The 19,597-nt window shown below is 68.1% G+C and carries 15 protein-coding genes; 7 read left to right on the top strand and 8 right to left on the bottom strand.

Going from position 1 to position 19,597, the window contains the following annotated elements; translation table 11 throughout:
• Positions 1-99: 99 nt before the first annotated feature.
• From gyrB to dnaA, 3 genes are all read right to left on the bottom strand, one after another.
• Positions 100-2,628 (bottom strand): DNA topoisomerase (ATP-hydrolyzing) subunit B, encoded by a 2,529-nt coding sequence (gyrB, locus tag AC07PR_RS26470; protein WP_495137059.1) that lies wholly within the window; start codon positions 2,626-2,628, stop codon positions 100-102.
• A gap of 120 nt (positions 2,629-2,748) precedes the next feature.
• Positions 2,749-3,873, bottom strand: a complete 1,125-nt coding sequence (gene dnaN / locus AC07PR_RS26465) for a DNA polymerase III subunit beta (RefSeq protein WP_377159037.1) — start codon at positions 3,871-3,873, stop codon at positions 2,749-2,751.
• Between the two features lie 70 nt (positions 3,874-3,943).
• Positions 3,944-5,470, bottom strand: coding sequence for a chromosomal replication initiator protein DnaA (dnaA, locus tag AC07PR_RS26460; RefSeq protein WP_377159039.1), 1,527 nt, complete (start codon positions 5,468-5,470; stop codon positions 3,944-3,946).
• A gap of 302 nt (positions 5,471-5,772) precedes the next feature.
• Between dnaA and rpmH the strand changes: the two genes are divergently transcribed.
• From rpmH to mnmE, 5 genes are all read left to right on the top strand, one after another.
• A complete protein-coding gene (gene rpmH, locus AC07PR_RS26455) occupies positions 5,773-5,907 on the top strand; it encodes a 50S ribosomal protein L34 (RefSeq protein WP_067065970.1) in 135 nt (44 codons plus the stop codon).
• A 233-nt stretch (positions 5,908-6,140) separates the two neighbouring features.
• Complete coding sequence (locus AC07PR_RS26450) at positions 6,141-6,446, top strand: ribonuclease P protein component (protein WP_495137058.1); 306 nt, start codon at positions 6,141-6,143, stop codon at positions 6,444-6,446.
• Between the two features lie 26 nt (positions 6,447-6,472).
• Positions 6,473-6,799, top strand: a complete 327-nt coding sequence (gene yidD / locus AC07PR_RS26445; protein ID WP_377159043.1) for a membrane protein insertion efficiency factor YidD — start codon at positions 6,473-6,475, stop codon at positions 6,797-6,799.
• Entirely contained in the window at positions 6,792-8,474 is a 1,683-nt protein-coding gene (gene yidC / locus AC07PR_RS26440) for a membrane protein insertase YidC (RefSeq protein ID WP_495137057.1), read from the top strand. The genes yidD and yidC overlap by 8 nt, the downstream gene beginning before the upstream one ends.
• Positions 8,475-8,746: 272 nt before the next feature.
• Positions 8,747-10,123, top strand: a complete 1,377-nt coding sequence (gene mnmE, locus AC07PR_RS26435; RefSeq protein ID WP_495137056.1) for a tRNA uridine-5-carboxymethylaminomethyl(34) synthesis GTPase MnmE — start codon at positions 8,747-8,749, stop codon at positions 10,121-10,123.
• 6 nt (positions 10,124-10,129) lie between these two features.
• Here the strand turns inward: mnmE and AC07PR_RS26430 are convergent, their stop codons facing one another.
• The 4 genes from AC07PR_RS26430 to AC07PR_RS26415 form a co-directional block, all read right to left on the bottom strand.
• Positions 10,130-10,690 (bottom strand): adenine phosphoribosyltransferase, encoded by a 561-nt coding sequence (locus AC07PR_RS26430; protein ID WP_495137055.1) that lies wholly within the window; start codon positions 10,688-10,690, stop codon positions 10,130-10,132.
• Positions 10,691-10,725: 35 nt separating this feature from the next.
• A complete protein-coding gene (locus tag AC07PR_RS26425) occupies positions 10,726-12,240 on the bottom strand; it encodes a sensor domain-containing diguanylate cyclase (RefSeq protein WP_431100817.1) in 1,515 nt (504 codons plus the stop codon).
• Positions 12,241-12,398: 158 nt separating this feature from the next.
• Positions 12,399-13,658, bottom strand: a complete 1,260-nt coding sequence (locus AC07PR_RS26420) for an acyl-CoA dehydrogenase family protein (RefSeq protein WP_377159051.1) — start codon at positions 13,656-13,658, stop codon at positions 12,399-12,401.
• An 11-nt stretch (positions 13,659-13,669) separates the two neighbouring features.
• A complete protein-coding gene (locus tag AC07PR_RS26415; protein WP_495137054.1) occupies positions 13,670-14,416 on the bottom strand; it encodes a histidine phosphatase family protein in 747 nt (248 codons plus the stop codon).
• A gap of 234 nt (positions 14,417-14,650) precedes the next feature.
• Here AC07PR_RS26415 and AC07PR_RS26410 point away from each other — a divergent pair, with 234 nt between their 5' ends.
• A complete protein-coding gene (locus tag AC07PR_RS26410; RefSeq protein WP_495137053.1) occupies positions 14,651-16,738 on the top strand; it encodes an acyltransferase family protein in 2,088 nt (695 codons plus the stop codon).
• A gap of 116 nt (positions 16,739-16,854) precedes the next feature.
• Here AC07PR_RS26410 and AC07PR_RS26405 read toward each other — a convergent pair whose 3' ends face one another.
• The gene (locus tag AC07PR_RS26405; RefSeq protein ID WP_483108251.1) at positions 16,855-18,852 is read right to left on the bottom strand and encodes a monovalent cation:proton antiporter family protein; all 1,998 of its coding nucleotides are present in this window, start codon (positions 18,850-18,852) and stop codon (positions 16,855-16,857) included.
• 133 nt (positions 18,853-18,985) lie between these two features.
• On the opposite strand from AC07PR_RS26405, the gene AC07PR_RS26400 reads away from it, so the two are divergent.
• Entirely contained in the window at positions 18,986-19,597 is a 612-nt protein-coding gene (locus AC07PR_RS26400; RefSeq protein ID WP_377159057.1) for a hypothetical protein, read from the top strand.

Below are 19,597 nucleotides of genomic sequence, written 5' to 3'. Positions count from 1 at the left end.
GCCACCCCGGCGCAGGCCAGCCGGTCCAGCTCCCGCGGACCGGCCTCCTGGACGATGACCAGCACCGCGATGCCGGCTCAGTCGCAGGCAGATCGACGCTCACACGTCGATGTTCGCCGCCCTCAGCGCGTTCTGCTCGATGAACTCGCGGCGCGGTTCCACCTCGTCGCCCATCAGCATCGTGAACACGCGGTCGGCTTCGATCGCGTCCTCGATCTGCACGCGCAGCAGGCGGCGGACCGTCGGGTCCATCGTCGTTTCCCACAGCTGCGCGGGGTTCATCTCGCCCAGGCCCTTGTAGCGCTGGCGGCCGACGCTGGACTCGGCCTGCGTCATCAGCCACGCCATCGCGGCGCGGAAGTCCGCGACCTTGCTTTCCTTGGCCTTCTCGCCCTCGCCCTTGCGGATCACGGCTTCCTCGCCGACCAGACCCTTGAAGGTCGTGCCGGCCGCGGCCAGGACTTCATAGTCCGCGCCGTGCACGAAGTCCGCCGTGATGATGCTCGAACGCACGTTGCCGTGGTGACGGCGGCTGATGCGCAGGAACTGCTTGTCGGTGCGCGGATCCGTCTCCGCATTCACCACCGCGTCGTGCAGCGTCGTCTGCAGCGCCGTCGCGGCGATCTGCGCCGCCTCCGGCGTGTCCAGGCTGATCGACAGGCCGGACGCCAGCAGGTGCAGCGCCTCGCCGTCCATCCAGGCCGACAGGCGCTCGATCACGTTCTGCGCCGCCACGTACTGGCGCGCCATCGTCTCGAGCGGCTCGCCCTTGAGCACCGGGCCCGTGCCCACGCCGGCCGTGTGCAGCTCGGCATCGTTCAGCGCGACCTTCAGCAGGAAGCCGTCCAGTTCGTGGCCGTCCTTCAGGTACTGCTCGTGCTTGCCGACCTTGACCTTGTACAGCGGCGGCTGCGCGATGTAGATGTGGCCGCGTTCCACCAGCTCCGGCATCTGCCGGTAGAAGAAGGTCAGCAGCAGCGTCCGGATGTGCGCACCGTCCACGTCCGCGTCGGTCATGATGATGATGCGGTGGTAACGGAGCTTCTCGGGGTTGAAGTCATCGCTGCCCGCGCCGCGCCCGATGCCCGTGCCCAGCGCCGTGATCAGCGTGATGATTTCATTGCTGGTCAGCAGCTTCTCGTAGCGCGCCTTCTCGACGTTCAGGATCTTGCCGCGCAGCGGCAGGATCGCCTGGAACTTGCGGTCGCGGCCCTGCTTGGCGGAGCCACCGGCGGAGTCGCCCTCCACGATGTAGATCTCGCACAGCGCCGGATCCTTCTCCTGGCAGTCCGCCAGCTTGCCCGGCAGGCCCATGCCGTCCAGCACGCCCTTGCGGCGCGTCATCTCGCGCGCCTTGCGCGCCGCCTCGCGCGCACGCGCGGCTTCCACGATCTTGCCGCAGATGATCTTGGCGTCGGCCGGGTTCTCCAGCAGCCAGTCCGTCAGCTTGCTCGCCACGACCTCTTCCACCGGGCCGCGCACTTCGCTCGACACCAGCTTGTCCTTGGTCTGCGAGCTGAACTTCGGCTCCGGCACCTTGATGCTGATCACGCAGGCCAGGCCTTCGCGCATGTCGTCGCCGGTGACGTCGACCTTGGCCTTCTTGGCCAGCTCGTTGTCCTCGATGTACTTGTTGATCACCCGCGTCATCGCCGCGCGCAGACCCGTCAGGTGGGTGCCGCCGTCGCGCTGCGGGATGTTGTTGGTGAAGCAGAGGACGCTCTCGTTGAAGCCGTCGTTCCACTGCATCGAGACCTCGACACCGACGTTGGTGTTCTGGTCCGACATCTTGTCGCCCTGGGCGTGGAAGATGTTCGGGTTCAGCGGCGTCTTGCCCTTGTTGATGAACTCGACGAAGCCGCGCACGCCGCCCGCGAAGGCGAAGTTGTCTTCCTTGTTGTTGCGCTCGTCGACCAGGCGGATCTTCACGCCGTTGTTCAGGAACGAGAGCTCGCGCAGGCGCTTGGCCAGGATGTCGTAATGGAACTCGGAGTTCTGCGTGAAGATCTCCGTGTCGGGCAGGAAGTGCACCTCGGTGCCGCGCTTGTCGGTCTCGCCGACGATCTTCATCGGGCTGGTCTCGACGCCGTCGCGGATCTCGATCACGCGGTCCTGCGGGAAGCCCTTCTTGAACTCGAGCTGATGGACCTTGCCCTCGCGGCGCACGATCAGGCGCAGCGTCTTGGACAGCGCGTTCACGCAGGACACGCCCACGCCGTGCAGGCCGCCCGAGACCTTGTAGCTGTTCTGGTTGAACTTGCCGCCCGCGTGCAGTTCCGTCAGCGCGATCTCGGCCGCCGAACGCTTGGGCTCGTGCTTGTCGTCCATCTTCACGCCGGTCGGGATGCCGCGGCCGTTGTCGATGACGGAGATCGAGTTGTCCGTGTGGATCGTGATGACGATGTCGTCGCAGTAGCCGGCCAGGGCCTCGTCGATCGAGTTGTCGACGACCTCGAACACCAGGTGATGCAGACCCGTGCCGTCCGAGGTGTCGCCGATGTACATGCCGGGGCGCTTGCGCACCGCCTCCAGCCCTTCCAGGATCTGGATGCTGGACTCGCCGTACCCCGCGCCGTCGTTCTGCGGCACGGGCGTCGGGGTGTTCTCAGGAGTGCTGTTGTCGGTCATCAGTGGGTATTCCAGGCCGCCCCGCGGCCGTTTGACTGTCTAGCGAGAGCCCCCGCTTGGCGGGGGCGGGGGGTGCGCCACACTCACCGCGGAACGCGGATCCGAGGCCGCCCCGCGGCCTCAGATCCTCATGGGCATGACGACGTACTTGAAGCCGCTGTGCTCGGGGATGCTGAGCAGCGCGCTGGACGAGCTGTCGTTCAGGTCCACGCGCACCATGTCCTGCGACATGTTGGCCAGCACGTCCATCAGGTACGTGACGTTGAAGCCGGTCTCGATCTGGTCGCCGCCGTAGTCGATCTCGAGCTCTTCCTTGGCTTCTTCCTGCTCGGCGTTGCTCGATGCGATCGACAGCAGGCCCGGGTCGAAGGACAGGCGCACCGCCTTGAACTTCTCGCTGGTCAGGATCGCCGCGCGCTGCAGCGCGGCCAGCAGCGGCTGGCGGCCGATCAGCACGTGGAAGCGGTGGTTCTTCGGGATGACGCGGTTGTAGTCGGGGAACTTGCCCTCGACCAGCTTGGTCACGAACTCCATGCCGCTGAAGCTGAACTTGGCCTGGTTGCCGGCGAAGCGCATCTCGATCGGCGCGCTCTCGTCGTCGCCCTTGCCGCCGTCCTTCAGCAGGCGCATCAGCTCCAGCACCGTCTTGCGCGGCAGGATGACTTCCTGCTTGGGCATCTCGGTGTCGGTCTCGGCCTGCGCCAGCGCCAGGCGGTGGCCGTCGGTCGCGACCAGCGTCAGCATCTTGCCTTCGGCCACGAACAGGATGCCGTTCAGGTAGTAGCGGATGTCATGCACCGCCATCGCGAAGTGGACCTGGTTGATCAGGCCCTTCAGCGTCTTCTGCGGCACGCTGAACGCGGGCCCGAAGTCGGCCGCTTCCTGCACCAGCGGGAAGTCGTCCGCCGGCAGCGTCTGCAGCGTGAAGCGGCTCTTGCCGCCCTGCAGCGTCATCTTGCTCTGGTTGGACGTCAGGCTCACCGTCTGGTCCGACGGCATCGAGCGCAGGATGTCGATCAGCTTGCGCGCGCCGATGGTCGTGGAGAAGTCGCCGTCGTCGCCGTCGAAGTCGACCGTGGTGCGGACCTGGATCTCCAGGTCGCTCGTGGTGAGCTCGACCTGCCGGCCCTGCTTGCGGACCAGCACGTTGGCCAGGATGGGCAGCGTGTGGCGCCGTTCCACGATGCCGGACACGGCCTGCAGCGCGGCAAGCACTTTGTCCTGGCTGTCTTTCAACACGATCATGTCAACCTCTCTCCACTGTTGGCTGTACGGGCGAACGCGGCATTTTCGCTGAAGGCGAAGGCGTTTTTTCTCATCCCTTCAGCGTTTGCTCCAGGACGTGCAACTGCTGGTTCAACTCGGTGTTCTTCTGGCGCTCTCCACCGATCTTGCGGACCGCGTGCAGCACCGTGGTGTGGTCGCGGCCGCCGAACAGCTCGCCGATCTCCGGCAGGCTCTTCTGCGTCAGTTCCTTGGCCAGGTACATCGCGATCTGGCGCGGGCGGGCGATGCTCGCCGGGCGCTTCTTCGAATACATGTCCGCGACCTTGATCTTGTAGAAGTCGGCCACGGTCTTCTGGATGTTCTCGACGGAAATCTGCCGGTTCTGGATCGACAGCAGGTCCTTGAGGGCCTCGCGCGCCAGCTGGATGTTGATTTCCTTGTGCGAGAAGCGGCTGTAGGCCAGCACCTTGCGCAGCGCGCCTTCCAGCTCGCGCACGTTGGCGCGCACATTCTTGGCGATGAAGAAGGCCACGTCCTCCGGCATCGGCGCGTTCTCGGCGTCGGCCTTCTTGATCAGGATCGCGACACGCATCTCCAGCTCGGGCGGCTCGATTGCCACCGTGAGGCCGGCGTCGAAACGGCTGGTCAGGCGCTCGTCGATGTCCACCAGGCCCTTGGGGTAGGTGTCCGACGTCATGATGATGTGCGCCCGCTTGGCCAGCAGCGCCTCGAACGCATTGAAGAACTCTTCCTGCGTCCGGTCCTTGCCGGCGAAGAACTGCACGTCGTCGATCAGCAGCAGGTCCAGCGAGTGGTACTTGGCCTTGAGCTCGTCGAAGGTCTTGCGCTGGTAGTTCTTGACGACGTCCGAGATGAACTGCTCGGCGTGCAGGTACAGCACGCGGGCGTCGGGACGGTCCTTCAGCAGCGCGTTGCCGACGGCATGGATCAGGTGGGTCTTGCCCAGGCCGACGCCGCCGTAGATGAACAGCGGGTTGTACATCTGGCCCGGCGCGCCGGCCACGTGCAGCGCGGCGGTGCGCGCCATCTGGTTGGCGCGGCCGGGCACGAGCGTGTCGAAGGTCAGGCTCGTGTTGATGCGGTGGCGCGTGGCGCTGGGCGGGAGGTTGGCCGGGACGTTGGGCGCCGCGGCCTGGATCAGGCTGGCGGCGGTGGCCGGCACGGCGGGTGCCGCCGCGGCGGCCGGGCGCGTGGCCACGGATGCCGGGTCGGTCGCGGGCTGGGCGGCGCCGCCGCGCAGGCCGTGCTGCTGCAGCACCTGGCCCATCGTCATGCCGGACGGCGAAGTGCGGGGCAGCGGCGCGATGGCCTCGCGCGGCGCCAGCGACAATTCCAGGCGCGCGGGCTTGCCGGCGAGTTCGGTCAGGATGGCCTCGATCCGGCCGGCATACTGACTGCGGATCCAGTCCAGCTTGAATCGGTTGGGGACGCGGAGCGACACCAGCACGGCCTCGTGGCCGTTCTCGTCTTGCTGGGCGACCTCCGCGGGGGGCAGCGGCCGGATCCAGGTATTGAATTGCTGTTCAGGCAGTTCGGCGGCCAGGCGTTCGCAACCGCGCTGCCACAGGGCCGCACCCGACAAGTCTGCGCTCATTGTGGAAAACTTATTCTTCGAGCGGCCCGATTGTACCGATCCGAGGCCGCGGAGTCTGGGTTATCCACAGATTTTTTGCCCCGGTCAAGTGCTGGTATTCCCCGTGGCGAATTGCATCCGGATTGACCCTGACGCAAATCTTTGCTGTAATCGCGGGTTTTCCGGACGCCCGGACGTAGCTGCGTGGGCCTCCGCTTTTCGAGCGGCTTCCGACATCCCCCGATGTCCGTGCGCGGCGCCACAGGCCAACAGGCTCGCGGCGCGAGGCGACGGGAAGTTCCGAGATTTCCTAGAGGTTGAACATGAAACGCACTTATCAAGGCTCCAAGACCCGTCGCGCCCGTACCCACGGCTTCCTGGTCCGCATGAAGACGCGTGGCGGCAAGGCCGTCATCGCTGCTCGTCGCGCCAAGGGCCGCAAGCGCCTGGCCGTCTGAGCGAAACGCCAGACGACCTCGTCAGCACCGTGATCGGCCGCGTCGTACGATCGGCCGATTTCGAGCGCGTGCTGGGCACGCCCAGCCGCGCGCGCAGCGCGCACTTCGCCGTGCATCATCTGGCCGACAGCCCCTCGCTGCCCAAGCGCCGTCCATCCACAGGAACGGCTGACTTGTCCACAGGTGATGCACCGTTTCATCCACAAGCTGTGGATGAAACGCCCGTCGCGACGATGGCGCCCACTCCTGCAGCACCGCCTCCAGCCGCGCCCGACCGGGCTTGGCTGGGCTACGTCGTGCCCAAACGGCACGCGAAGCGCGCGGTCACGCGGACGCTGTTGAAGCGCCAGATCCGCGCGGTGTTCGGCGATCTGCCCGAACTGCCGCCCGGCCTGTGGGTGGTGCGGCTGCGCATGCCTTTCGATCGCAAGCAGTTCCCCAGCGCGTCCTCGGACGCGCTGCGCGCCGTGGCGCGCGCGGAACTGCTGCAGCTGACCCGCAAGCTGGCGCGTCCGCCAGCGTCGGCGGCGGCGGGCTGACCGGATCCCGGTTCGGAAAAACGACCATGGATCCCCGCCCCGGCCTGTCGACGCGTTTGCTGATGGGGCTGGTGCGCGGCTACCAGTTGCTGTTCAGCGCCTGGCTGCGCGCGGGTTGCCGCTACAGCCCGAGCTGCTCCAACTACGCGATGCAGGCCCTGCGCCAGCATGGCGCGGCCGCCGGCACCTATCTGGCGGCCGCACGGATCCTGCGTTGCAACCCATTCTGTCTGGGCGGACACGATCCCGTGCCCGACAATCCGCCCCGCCTGTTCACCCGACTGCTGCGTCCGTCCGGATGCCGTCCGGGGAGAGCCTCTTCAACCGCCAATCCAAAAGCTTCCCATGACTGATATTCGCCGCACCATCTTGTGGGTGGTGTTCACGATGTCGCTGGTCCTTCTGTGGGACGGCTGGCAGCGGCACAACGGACAGCCCTCGCTGTTCCACCCGGCGCCGGCGAAGGTCGCGACCGCGCCGGCCGGCCCGGCGTCGGCCGCCTCCGCCGCCGCGCTGCCGGCTGCTGCCGGCGCTTCCGCCGCCGGTACGACCGCCGCGGCCCCGGCACCGATCAAGAACGAGCTGGTCACCTTCACGACCGACGTCGTCAAGGCCACGATCGATACCCGTGGCGGCAGCCTGGTGCGCGTCGAGCTGCTCAAGCACGCGGACGACACCAACCCCAGCGGCCATGTCGTCGTGCTGGATCCGCTGCGCAACTACAGCGCCCGTTCCGGCCTGCTGAACGTGCCGAACGCGCCCAGCGACCAGACGGTGCTGACGCTGGTCGACGGCCCGCGCGAGCTGAAGGACGGACAGGACGCGCTGACCGTGCGCCTGGAAGCCGACCAGGGCGGCGTGAAGCTGGCCAAGACCTACACCTTCAAGCGCGGCGACTACGCCATCGCGGTGAACCACGAGGTCACCAACACGGGCGCCGCCGCGGTGACGCCGCAGCTGTACCTGCAGCTGGTGCGTGACGGCCACATCGACCATACGGGTCCGTCCTTCGCGCCGACCTCGTTCTCGGGCCCCGCGATCTACACGGACAAGGCCAAGTACCACAAGCTCGCGTTCGACGACCTGAAGAAGGGCAAGGCCGAGTACGAGAAGAACGCCGACGACGGCTGGGTCGCGATGGTCCAGCATTACTTCGTCAGCGCCTGGATCCGCAACGACGCGGGCCCGCGTGAGTTCAACGTCCGTGCACTCAACGAGAACCTGTACACCGCCGGCGTGGTGATGAACTTCGCCGCCGTCGCCCCCGGCGCCTCGGCGAAGCTGGACAACGTGCTGTACGTCGGTCCGCAGGAAGAGAAGAAGCTGGAAGTCCTGGCCCCGGGCCTGGAGCTGGTGAAGGACTACGGCATCTTCAAGATCCTGTCCAAGCCGCTGTTCTGGCTGCTGGACGTCCTGCACTCGCTGCTGGGCAACTGGGGCTGGGCGATCATCCTGCTGGTCGTGATGCTGAAGGCCGCGTTCTACGGCCTGAACGCCAGCGCGTACCGCAGCATGGCCAAGATGAAGGCGGTGAACCCGCGCATCCAGGAGATGCGCGAGCGCCTCAAGGACAAGCCGCAGCAGATGCAGCAGGAGATGATGCGCATCTACAAGGAAGAGAAGATCAATCCGCTGGGCAGCTGCCTGCCGATCTTCCTGCAGATGCCGTTCTTCATCGCGCTGTACTGGGTGCTGCTGTCGAGCGTCGAGATGCGCGGCGCCCCGTGGGTGATGTGGATCCACGACCTGTCCAAGCCGGACAGCCTGTTCGGTCACCTGTTCGGCGCGCCGATCGGTCCGCTGCCGCTGCTGATGACGGCGTCCAGCCTGCTGCAGGTGTGGCTGAACCCGCAACCGGCCGACCCGGTGCAGGCCAAGATGATGTGGATCATGCCGCTGGCCTTCAGCGTGATGTTCTTCTTCTTCCCGTCCGGCCTGGTGCTGTACTGGCTGGTGAACAACATCCTGTCGATCGCCCAGCAATGGATGATCAACAAGCAGATCGGCGGCGCGGCCGTGAAGAAGTAAGGGAGAGCGGCGCGGGAGGCATTCGGCAATTCCTCACGCGCGTCCCCGAGCCCCCGCACCCCGGGGGCTTTTTTTCGTCCGCGCGCAGGCGCTTAATCGAACGCATGCGGGGGTCGCTTCTCCACCCGGCTTGAGGTGGTGGAGAACCGGAGGCGCCAGGCGTCGGCTCACGAGAGACGGCGACGAGGCCTACCCCGCGCCATTCACGACAACGGCGATGCGTCTCACGGCGCATCGCCGTTTTTCATGGGCGCTGCGAGACAATCGCGACCATGCTGTCGCGCCACCAGGATCCCATCGCCGCCATCGCCACCGCGCCAGGACGAGGGGCGGTCGGCATCGTGCGGGTGTCCGCGCCGCAAGACCTGACCCCGCTGGTGACGGCGATCTGCGGCCGCGCGCTGAAGCCGCGCGAGGCGACCTATCTGCCCTTCCGCAGCGCGCAGGGCGAGGCCATCGATCACGGCCTGGCGCTGCTGTTCCCCGCGCCGCACTCGTACACCGGCGAACACGTGCTGGAGCTGCAGGCCCACGGCGGACCGGTGGTCCTGCAGCTGCTGCTGGCGCGATGCCTGGAGGCCGACCCCGCGCTGCGGATGCGCTTGGCCGAGCCCGGCGAATTCACGCGGCGCGCGTTCCTGAACGGCAAGCTGGACCTGGCGCAGGCCGAGGCGGTGGCCGACCTGATCGATGCGAGCACCGAAGCGGCGGCCCGCAGCGCTGGACGCGCGCTTGCCGGCGCGTTGAGCGGCGAGGTCGGCGGTTTGCGCGATGGGCTGATCCAGCTGCGCATGCTGGTCGAGGCGACGCTGGACTTCCCCGAGGAGGAGATCGATTTCCTCGAGCAGGCCGATGCGCTGGGCAAGCTGCGGCGATTGCTGACGCGGGTGGAAGCCCTGCTGGACCGAAGCCGTCAGGGCGCGATCCTGCGCGAGGGCATCAAGGTCGTGCTGGCGGGGCAGCCGAATGTCGGCAAGAGCTCGCTGCTGAATGCGTTGGCCGGCGCCGAGCTGGCGATCGTGACGCCGATTCCCGGCACCACGCGCGACAAGCTGAGTCAGACGATCCAGATCGAAGGCGTGCCGCTGCACATCAGCGACACGGCGGGCCTGCGCGATACCGAGGACGAGGTGGAGCGCATCGGCGTGGCGCGCAGCTGGGATGCGATCGCGGATGCGGACGTGGTGCTGTTCCTGCACGACCTGACCCGCGTCGGCCACGCGGACTACGAGTCCGAGGACGCCGAGATCCGCGGACGCCTCGCGAGTGTTGATCCCGCGCGGATCCTGCAGATCTACAACAAGGCCGATGCGCACGCGCCGGCGTCGCTGCCTGCGGGCGCGCTGACGCTGTCTGCGAAGACAGGCGAGGGCCTGGATGGATTGCGGCGCAAGCTGCTGGAGCAGGTCGGCTGGCACGCGGTGCCGGAGGGTCTCTTCATCGCGCGCGAGCGCCATGTGCAGGCACTGCGTCGGACGGGCGAGCACATCGAGCTGGCGCTGCTTCAGGCGGAGGCGCTGCCCCCGGCGCTGGATCTGATGGCGGAGGAATTGCGCCTCGCGCATGACGCGCTCGGCGAGATCACCGGCGCGTTCACCGCCGACGACCTGCTGGGGGAGATCTTCAGCAGGTTCTGCATCGGCAAATGACCGGGCTCAATGTCCGTCGAAATCGACCAGCGAGAACACCTTCAATCCCCCGTCGCGCAGCCGTTTCGAGCCGCCCAGCTCGGGCAGATCCACGATCGCCGCGCCTTCGATGACCTCCGCGCCGAGGCGCTCCAGCAAGCGCTTGCCGGCCATCATCGTGCCGCCGGTCGCGATCAGGTCGTCGATGAGCAGCACGCGATCGCCGGCCTTCACCGCATCGGTGTGCATTTCCACCGTGGCGCTGCCGTACTCCAGCTCGTAGGTTTCCTGCACCGTCGTGAACGGCAGCTTGCCCTTCTTGCGGATCGGCACGAAGCCGACATTCAGCTCATACGCCAGCACCGAGCCGATGATGAATCCGCGCGCATCCAAGCCGGCGATCGCATCGGGACGCGCGTCGAAGTAGCGATGCACGAACTGGTCGATCAGCACCCGGAACGCCCGAGGGTTGGACAGCAGTGGCGTGATGTCGCGGAACTGCACGCCCGGTGACGGCCAGTCCGGCACGGTGCGGATCTGCTGCTTCAGGAAAACGATCGGGTCCTGGAGGGGGTCGACTTGCGGCATGAGCGCGATTGTCGCGCTGCCGTGACGTCGGCGCTTCAGGCGGTCTGCTGCTGGCAGATCAGGCGCGCCCTGCCGGCCTGCTTGGCCTCATACAACGCTGCGTCCGCCGTCTGGATCAGGCGTTGTGCCGCGTCGCCGTTCTGGGGAATGAAGGACGCCACCCCGATCGACAGGCTCACCGAACGTCTCACCGGCGAGCCCACATGCTCGATCGCGGCCAGCCGCACGCTGTCCAGACAGCGTTGCGCCACCACCTGCGCACCGGCCAGGTCGGTGTCCACCAGCAGCACCGCGAATTCCTCGCCGCCGTAGCGGCAGACCGACTCGCCGCCCCGGCCCGCGCAACTGCGCAGCAGTGTCGCGACTCGGCGGAGGCAGTCGTCGCCGGACACGTGACCGTAGCAGTCGTTGTATTGCTTGAAGTGGTCGATGTCGACCATCAGCAGCGCCAGCGGCCGGTTCGCGCGGGTGGCGCGGTGCCATTCCGTCTGCAGCAGCTGGTCGAAGAGCCGCCGGTTGCCCACGCCCGTCAGGCCGTCCGTCGTCGACTGCCGCGCGAGCAGTTCATTCGCGCGCCGCAAGCGCTCTTCCTGGCGCTTGCGCTCGGTGAGGTCGGTGACGATGCAGACGTACAGGTGGATGGTGTCGGTGCGGACTTCGGCCAGTGTCAGCTGCAGGTGCAGCGCCTCGCCACTGCGATGCCGCGCCGTGAATTCGCGCGGCTGGCCCAGCAGTGCCCGCGGGTCGAGCGCCGCGTCCGGCGTGGCCCCCGGCTCCGGCACCGTCGCGGTGGCCGCGCCCAGCAGCATCCCGAGGTGCACGCCCTGCAGCTCCGCCGCGGTGAAGCCGAACAGCAGCTCGCAGCTCGGGTTGGCCTCCAGCACATGCCCGCCCGAATCGAGCGTCAGGATCCCGTTGGCCGCCGATTCGATCGTCGCGCGCAACTGCGCCCGGCTGGCGGCCAGCCGCTGCTGTTCATGGATCAGGTCCGTCACGTCCATGCGCACGCCGACGATGCCGCCCGACGGGGTGCGCGACTCGTAGATGCGCAGCCACATGTCGTCATGCACGCGCTGCAGCAGCGGTGATGTCTGCTGGCCGCGCGCCTGCTTGCGCTCCTCCAGCCATTCCGGCTCGCGCCCCCGGGCCTCGGGGATGCCGCCGCGCGCCAGCGATTCGCGCACCAGGTCCTCGAAGGTGCACTTGTGCTGGAAGTGCCGCAGCATGTGCGGATAGATCTCGACCAGGCGGCGGTTGTAGGCGATCAGGCGATCCTCGGCGTCGAAGATCTCCACGCTGGCCGGCAGGGCGTCGATGGCCTCTTCCATCGTGCGCTGGGCCAGCTTCGCCCGGGCCTGCGTGCGCGCCAGCGTCGACACGACCGCCACCGCCAGCAGCACCGTCAGGACCAGCGAGGCCATGCCGACCCACGCCAGCCAGCCATCCACCGCGTAGCCGCCCAGGCTGACCGTCAGCACGATGGCCTGCAGGCCGACCAGCAGCGCGAACGCCAGCAGCGGCCAGGTGCGGACTTCGGCGAATCGGTTCATCGCGGGAGCGGCGCGGGAGGGCGACCGGAAAAAAGGGTGGCTGATCCTAGCCACCGGGCTCCGCGATGGAAACCGCTCTCCGGGGGGAGAAGCAGGTTCCTGCGACGCCCCCCCGTTGGTGTGGTGCCACGCTTTGGGCGTGACGGTGTACGAAAAGCTCAGCCGCCGCGGGTGATCGGCATGTCGCCGGCGCCCGGCAGGGTCATGTGGCGGGCGAGCTCCAGCTTCGCCAGGGAGTTGCGGTGGACCTCGTCCGGACCGTCGGCGAAGCGCAGCGTGCGCTGGCCCGCCCACATGTAGGCCAGCGGCGTGTCGTCGCTGACGCCCATGCCGCCATGGACCTGCATCGCCCAGTCGATGACCTTCAGCGCCATGCTCGGCGCGACGATCTTGATCATCGCGATCTCCGCCTTGGCGACCTTGTTGCCGACGGTGTCCATCATGTAGGCCGCCTTCAGCGTCAGCAGCCGGGCCTGCTCGATGCTGCAGCGGGCCTCGGCGATGCGCTCCTGCGTCACCGTCTGCTGCGCGATCGTCTTGCCGAAGGCCACCCGCGAGATCGCCCGCTTGCACATCAGTTCCAGCGCCCGCTCCGCCGCGCCGATCGAGCGCATGCAGTGGTGGATGCGGCCCGGGCCGAGGCGGCCCTGAGCGATCTCGAAGCCGCGCCCCTCGCCCAGCAGGATGTTGTCCACCGGCACGCGCACGTTCTTCAGCTCGATCTCCATGTGGCCGTGCGGGGCGTCGTCGTAGCCGAAGACGCTCAGGTGGCGCTTGACCGTGAGACCCGGCGTGTTCGCCGGCACCAGCACCATCGACTGCTGCTCGTGGCGTCCCGCGTCGGGGTTGGTCTTGCCCATCACGATGTACAGCGCGCAGCGCGGATCGCCGGCGCCGGAGGACCACCACTTCGTGCCGTTGATGACGTACTCGTCGCCGTCGCGATCGATGCGGCATTCGATGTTGGTCGCATCCGACGAGGCCACGTCCGGTTCCGTCATCAGGAAGGCGGAACGGATCTCGCCGCGCAGCAGCGGCTCCAGCCAGCGGTCCTTGTGGGCCTCGCTGCCGTAGCGCGCGATGGTCTCCATGTTGCCGGTGTCCGGCGCCGAGCAGTTGAAGACCTCCGGGGCCCAGTACACGCGGCCCATGATCTCGCACAGCGGCGCGTACTCGAGGTTGGACAGGCCTTCCGGCGCGCGCGGCGAGCGCGGCAGGAACAGGTTCCACAAGCCGGCGGCGCGGGCCTTGGGCTTGAGCTCCTCGATCACCTTCGTCGGGATCCAGGCGTTGCCGCCGCGGCGGTTGGCGTCGATCTCCTCGTGATAGCGCTTCTCGTTGGGATAGATGTGCTCGTCGAAGAAGGCGAGCAGGCGCTCGCGCAACTGGTCAACCTTGGGGCTGTAGTCGAAGTTCATGGGGAGGTCCTTCAGCCGCGTTGGCTGCGATAGCGGAGGTACTGCGTGTGCAGCGCTTCCATCGTGGTGGCCCGCTCGTCCGCATGCAGCGGATGCGACGGGGCGAAATTGCAGACGCGCAGCAGCCAGCTGGCGGGCGCGTCCCCGGCCGGCGGCGCGACGTCCAGCACGTTGATGCAGGCCGGCGACTGGACCCAGCTGCCCAGCATCACCCGCTGGCCGCCGGTCACCGCGTGCGAGAGGATGGCCGCGTTGACCACGCCGTGCAACACCAGCAGCGCGCAGTCCCAGTCGGGATCGGCCTGCAGGCGCGCGACGCCGCCCAGCACGCGGTCGAGCAGCTCGCCGACGCGCTCGCCGTTGAGGAAACGTTGCGACTCCGCGACCGGGCTGCGCTGCAGTCCGTTGAAGGACTCGGCGAGATCTTCGTTGCGGATCTCGCCCAGGCGGCCGCCGCGGATCTCCTGCCACTCGGGCCAGACCTGCGGTTTCAGATCCGGCTGCCCGGAATGGCGCAGCACCAGGTCCGCCGTCTGGACGGTGCGCGGCAGGCCCGACACGATCACGCGGTCGAAGCGCACGCCGGCGGCGTGGAAGGCCTCGCCGGCGGCTTGGGCCTGGACGATGCCGTCGTCGTTGAGCTGCACCTGCTCGGGCAGCACCGGGCGACCGGTCGAGCCATCGAAGTAGGTCACCGCGCCATGGCGCATCAGGTAGATGCGACGGCGTTGCGGGCTGCGGGGCTGGGTGTCCAACATGGCAGGCAGTGTGGCGCAACGAAGGAAGCCGCACTGTCACGCAGGCGGCACCTCCCCGCAGCCGCCGCGACTCTGCTTTGGGCGCCCCGCGTCGTTGCAAATCCTCGCCATAGCTGGGCTATGGCTCCGGTTTGCGCCTAGCGGTGCATCCCAAAGCAGAGCCGCGGCGGCCGCGGGGAGTCGAGCTTCAGGAGCCACAATCGCGCGCTTTCCGTTGATTCATCTGATGCCTTGGTGACCAGCCTTTTTCCGACGCTTTTCCATCGCCCTCACGGTCCGCATGCGACCGGCGAAGTGCCGCTGCGCGACGACATCCAGGCACTGCGTGCGATCGCCGTGCTGTGGGTGCTGCTGTATCACGCGCAGATCCCCGGCGCGTCGGGCGGCTACCTCGGCGTCGACATCTTCTTCGTCATCTCCGGCTACCTGATCACCGGATTGATCCAGCGCGCGCTGCAGCGCGGCGACTTCTCCTTCCGCGCGTTCTACGGGCGCCGCGCGCGGCGCCTGCTGCCGGCCGCATACGTCGTGCTCGGCGTGACCCTGCTCGCGGCGCCATGGGCCCTCAACCGAACCGAACAGATCGACTGCGTCGGCCAGTTGCTCGGTGCGCTCGGCTTTGCGAACAACGTCGTGCTGTGGCGGCAGACAGGCTACTTCCAGGGCGCGTCCGACCTCAAGCCGCTGCTGCACTTCTGGTCGCTCGCGCTCGAGGAACAGTACTACCTCGTGCTGCCCGCATTGCTGGTCTTCAGTCCGGCGCGACTGCGGGCCGGCATGGCAATCCTCGTCACGGCGGCCAGCCTCGGCCTGCTGATCTGGTGGCAACCGATCGACGCCAGCGGCGCGTTCTACCTGCTGCCGACCCGCGCGTGGGAACTCGGCCTCGGATCGATCGGCGCGTTGATGAGCAGCAGGGGGCTGGGTACGGCGCCGCAGCCGCAGCCGATGAAGACAACGAAGGCGATGCAGACGATGCAGGCGGCGCTGCGATGGCTCGCATGGCCAGCCTGGGCCCTGCTCATCGCCGTTCCGACCGCGCCGCAGTGGTTCGGCGCCGCGCATCCCGGACCGGCGGCGCTGGTCGTCGGACTCGCGACCTTGGTCCTGCTCCTGCGCGAGCCCGCTCGCCTGCCGCGCGTGGCCGCGCCGCTGATCCGCATCGGCGACTGGTCCTATGCGCTGTACCTGGTCCACTGGCCGCTGATCGCGATCCTCCACAACGCGTGGGTCGGACTGAAGGCCGATCCGCAGGCGCTGATGGCGTGGCGACTGGGCGCGGTGCTGCTCGCGTTCCCCTTGGCGTGGGCGTTGCATCGCGCTGTCGAGCGGCCCGCCAAGGCGTTGCTCACGGGCCGGCGTGGCGCATGGATCCTGGGAACGGGGACGGCGCTGCTCGCGTTCGGCGGCATCGCGTTGGCACTGCACAAGCCGGCGCCGGGCGCGATCGATTTCGTCGAACTGCGCAAGGCCAACTACGGCCTGTCCGCCAACTGCGATGCCGAGGAGCCCTTCGACGGCCGCGAGGACTGCCGCACGCGCCCCGGCGCGCGCTGGATGGTCTGGGGAGACTCCTACGCGATGCACCTGGTGCCAGGACTTGTCCGCGTGGCCAGCGACCAGGGCCTGGTGCAGGCAACGAAGTCCTCCTGCGGGCCCTTCCCCGGCCTGACGCCGGTGCGGCCGGCGCTCGGCCGTGGCAACAGCTTCGCGTCGCCGTGGATCGAGCAGTGCCAGGCCTTCAACGCGTCGGTGCTGCGCTGGCTGGAGCGGCATCCGGAGATCGACACGGTCGTCCTGTCGAGCCTGCTGACGCAATACCTGGACGAGTCGAAGTACGAGCTCCAACGCACGCGCGGCGGCGAGCGTCTGCGAGGCGAAACGGCCATGCGCGCGGCGTTGCTCGACGACATGACGGCGACCGTGAAGCGGCTGCAGGCGATGGGCAAGCGGGTGATGGTGGTGGCGCCGCCGCCGTCGGCGCCGTTCGACATCGCGGGCTGCCTGGAACGTCGCCAAGCGCGTCGCTGGACGATCGGCGCGACGCCGGGTTGCGTGATCGACGAGCGCGACGACGAACGCCGGCGCGCTGCCGAGCATCGCTTCATCGCCGACCTGGCGAAGTCGGACGCGCGCCTGCCGGTGCTGCGCTTCGAGCCGCTGCTGTGCGACGGCAGGACGTGCCAGGTCGAGCGCGACGGCGTGCCGCTCTACCGGGACCAGGGCCACCTGAGCCATGAGGGCTCGCGCCTGCTGATGCCGGCGGTGATGTCGGAGTCACTCGGCGAGCGGCAGCTGGCCCTCCTCCGAAGTCCCCGGTAGCAAAACCGTCGAAGGACGGCCGTGGTTGGGGACGGGAGGGCATGGGGTTTCCGCGCTTGCCGCGGGGGCCCCATGCCCTCGCGGCCAACGCCCCAGCCATTGCAGGCGGGCGGTCTTCAGCCCACCAACAACCCGTGCTCAGCGCGCGCGAGGGCTTCCGGCGTCCCCGACACGACGAGCGTGTCTCCGCCCTGGAGCACCAGATCGTCGCTCGCGTCCTTCACCGCCCCATTGGGCCGGCGCACGGACACCACGCTGACGCCCCAGGCGACCAATCCGATCTCCCCGAGCGTGCGTCCTTCGAGGATGCTGGCCATGGGCAGGCTGATGGACTGGAGCCGGGCCTGGTCGCGTTCTTCGGAGGTGTCGTCGTCGGCGCCGTGGAAGTAGCCGCGGAGCAGCCCGTAGCGGCGATCCCGCGCATCCCGCGCGATGCGCAGCACCCGCCGCATCGGCACGCCGACGAGCGCGAGCGCGTGGCTCGCGAGCATCAGCGAGCCTTCGATCGCTTCCGGCACCACCTCGGTCGCGCCGGCGGCGCGCAGTTTCTCGAGGTCGGTGTCGTCGATCGTGCGCACGACCACCGGCACATGCGGCGCATGGCCGCGGACCTCATGCAACACCTTCAGCGCCGATGCCGTGTCGTGGTACGAGATGACCACCGCGCTCGCGCGTGTCAGGCCGGCGGCGATCAGGCTGGGCAGCCGCGCCGCATCGCCGAACACCACGCTCTTCCCCGCCGCAGCCGCCTGCCGCACGCGGTCCGGATCCAGGTCCAGCGCCATGTAGGGAATGTGCTCCGCCTCCAGCAGCGTCGCCAGGTTCTGCCCGCTGCGGCCGTAGCCGCAGATGATCACGTGCGCATCGGTCTTGATCGACTTCTTGGCGATCGTCGTCAGCTGCACCGACTGCAGCAGCCAGTCGCTCGCGGACAGCTTCATGACGATGCGGTTGCTGTGCTCGATGATGATCGGCGTCAGCAGCATCGACAGCACCATCGCCGCCAACACCGGGCTGACCCACTGCGCGGCGATCAGGTTCTGCTGGGCGCCCAGCGTCAGCAGCACGAAGCCGAATTCCCCCGCCTGCGCGAGGTACAGGCCGGTGCGCAGCGCGACGCCGGTCGGCGCGCGGAACAGCTTGGCCAGTCCCGCCACCAGCACGAACTTCGCCAGCGTCGGCACCAGCGTCAGGATGATCACCAGCGGCCACTGGTAGACCAGCGTCTGCCAGTCCAGCCGCATGCCGATGGTGATGAAGAAGAGCCCCAGCAGCACGTCGTGGAAGGGCCGGATGTCCAGTTCCACCTGATGCTTGTATTCGGTCTCCGCGATCAGCATGCCGGCGACGAACGCGCCCAGCGCCAGCGACAGCCCCGCATGCTCGGTCAGCCAGGCCAGGCCCAGCGTGACGAGCAGCAGGTTCAGCATGAAGAGCTCCTGGCTCTTGCGCCGCGCCACCAGCGTCAGCCAGCGGCGCATCAGGTGCTGGCCGCCGGTCAGCAGCAGCACCAGCAGCACGACCGCCTTCAGCGCGGCCCAGCCGAGCGATTCGATCATCTCCGCGCCGCTTCCGCCCAGCGCCGGGATCAGCACCAGCAGCGGCACGACGGCCAGATCCTGGAACAGCAGCACGCCGATCACGCGCCGGCCGTGTTCGCTTTCCAGCTCGAGCCGCTCGGACATCAGCTTCACGACGATGGCCGTCGAGCTCATCGCCATCGCCGCCCCGAGCGCCAGCGATCCCTGCCACCCCAGGTCCCAGGCCCAGCCCATCACGCCGAACAGCCAGCGCAGGAAGAGGTTGCCCGCCATCGTCCCGCCGATGGTCACGACCACCTGCAGCAGCCCCAGTCCGAACACCATCGACCGCATGCTGTGCAGCTTCGGGAGGTTGAACTCCAGGCCGATCACGAACATCAGGAACACCACACCGAACTCGGCCAGATGCTGCACGCCGGGCACGTCGCTGGCGAGCGCCAGCGCGTTCGGTCCGATCACCACGCCCACGACCAGATAGCCCAGGATGGGCGGCAGCTTCAGCGAACGGCAGACCACCACGCCCAGCACGGCGGCGATCAGGTAGATGAGTGTCAGGTCCAGCGCGGTGAGCATGGCGGCGATGGTACTGGGCCCCCACCCCGGGCGGTCCCGGTTGCGACAAGACTGAGGCTCGATATAGTTTGCGACTCGACGTCCGTCGCATTCCATACACACATCGGACGCGTTTCACGAGGGAGATCCACGCATGACTGCCATTGTCCGCGGCGCCAGCCTGGCGCGCGCGCTGGGCGCTTTCGCGCTCGCCATCGGCCTGACCGGCTGCATGAGCGTCTATGTCGACAACCGGCCGGCCGAAGTGCCGGCCAGCCAGTTCGCCAGACCCGCCGAACCGAAACCGGTCCAGCTGTTCTTCGAGTTCCAGACCAAGGGCGTGCAGAACCAGCAGGCCACCGCCCTGCTGAAGGGCCGCATCACGGACCAGGTCCGCACCAGCGGCGTCTTCAGCAGCGTGTCCGAGACACCGGTGGACGGCGGCGCGTCGCTCAGCATCGTGCTGGACAACGTGCCCACCTCCGATGACGCGTTCAGCAAGGGCTTCGTCACCGGGCTGACCTTCGGCCTGGTCGGCTCGCAGGTCGGCGACGGCTACCTCTGCACCGCGACCTACCGCGCGCCCGGCGCCGCCGAGCCCGTCGTCAAGAAGGCCCGCGGCATCCTGTGGGCCACCGTCGGCGCCAAGTCGTCGCCCGAGGGCGCGACCAAGGCGGACAGCATCGACGCCGCCATGACCCGCATCAGTCGCCAGGTCGTCAGCAATGTGCTCAACGACGTGACGCGCGATCCGGCGTTCCGCTGA

This window comes from Roseateles sp. GW821-FHT09H11 (genome assembly GCF_059415845.1).
The sequence above is the reverse complement of the archived record's forward strand: the minus strand, read 5'-3'. Positions and strand labels throughout refer to the sequence as shown.

Coding starts and splice junctions, on each gene's coding strand:
- gyrB (WP_495137059.1), bottom strand. CDS start 2,628: ATGACCGACAACAGCACTCCTGAGAACACCCCGACGCCCGTGCCGCAG.
- dnaN (WP_377159037.1), bottom strand. CDS start 3,873: ATGATCGTGTTGAAAGACAGCCAGGACAAAGTGCTTGCCGCGCTGCAG.
- dnaA (WP_377159039.1), bottom strand. CDS start 5,470: ATGAGCGCAGACTTGTCGGGTGCGGCCCTGTGGCAGCGCGGTTGCGAA.
- rpmH (WP_067065970.1), top strand. CDS start 5,773: ATGAAACGCACTTATCAAGGCTCCAAGACCCGTCGCGCCCGTACCCAC.
- AC07PR_RS26450 (WP_495137058.1), top strand. CDS start 6,141: ATGGCGCCCACTCCTGCAGCACCGCCTCCAGCCGCGCCCGACCGGGCT.
- yidD (WP_377159043.1), top strand. CDS start 6,473: ATGGATCCCCGCCCCGGCCTGTCGACGCGTTTGCTGATGGGGCTGGTG.
- yidC (WP_495137057.1), top strand. CDS start 6,792: ATGACTGATATTCGCCGCACCATCTTGTGGGTGGTGTTCACGATGTCG.
- mnmE (WP_495137056.1), top strand. CDS start 8,747: ATGCTGTCGCGCCACCAGGATCCCATCGCCGCCATCGCCACCGCGCCA.
- AC07PR_RS26430 (WP_495137055.1), bottom strand. CDS start 10,690: ATGCCGCAAGTCGACCCCCTCCAGGACCCGATCGTTTTCCTGAAGCAG.
- AC07PR_RS26425 (WP_431100817.1), bottom strand. CDS start 12,240: ATGAACCGATTCGCCGAAGTCCGCACCTGGCCGCTGCTGGCGTTCGCG.
- AC07PR_RS26420 (WP_377159051.1), bottom strand. CDS start 13,658: ATGAACTTCGACTACAGCCCCAAGGTTGACCAGTTGCGCGAGCGCCTG.
- AC07PR_RS26415 (WP_495137054.1), bottom strand. CDS start 14,416: ATGTTGGACACCCAGCCCCGCAGCCCGCAACGCCGTCGCATCTACCTG.
- AC07PR_RS26405 (WP_483108251.1), bottom strand. CDS start 18,852: ATGCTCACCGCGCTGGACCTGACACTCATCTACCTGATCGCCGCCGTG.
- AC07PR_RS26400 (WP_377159057.1), top strand. CDS start 18,986: ATGACTGCCATTGTCCGCGGCGCCAGCCTGGCGCGCGCGCTGGGCGCT.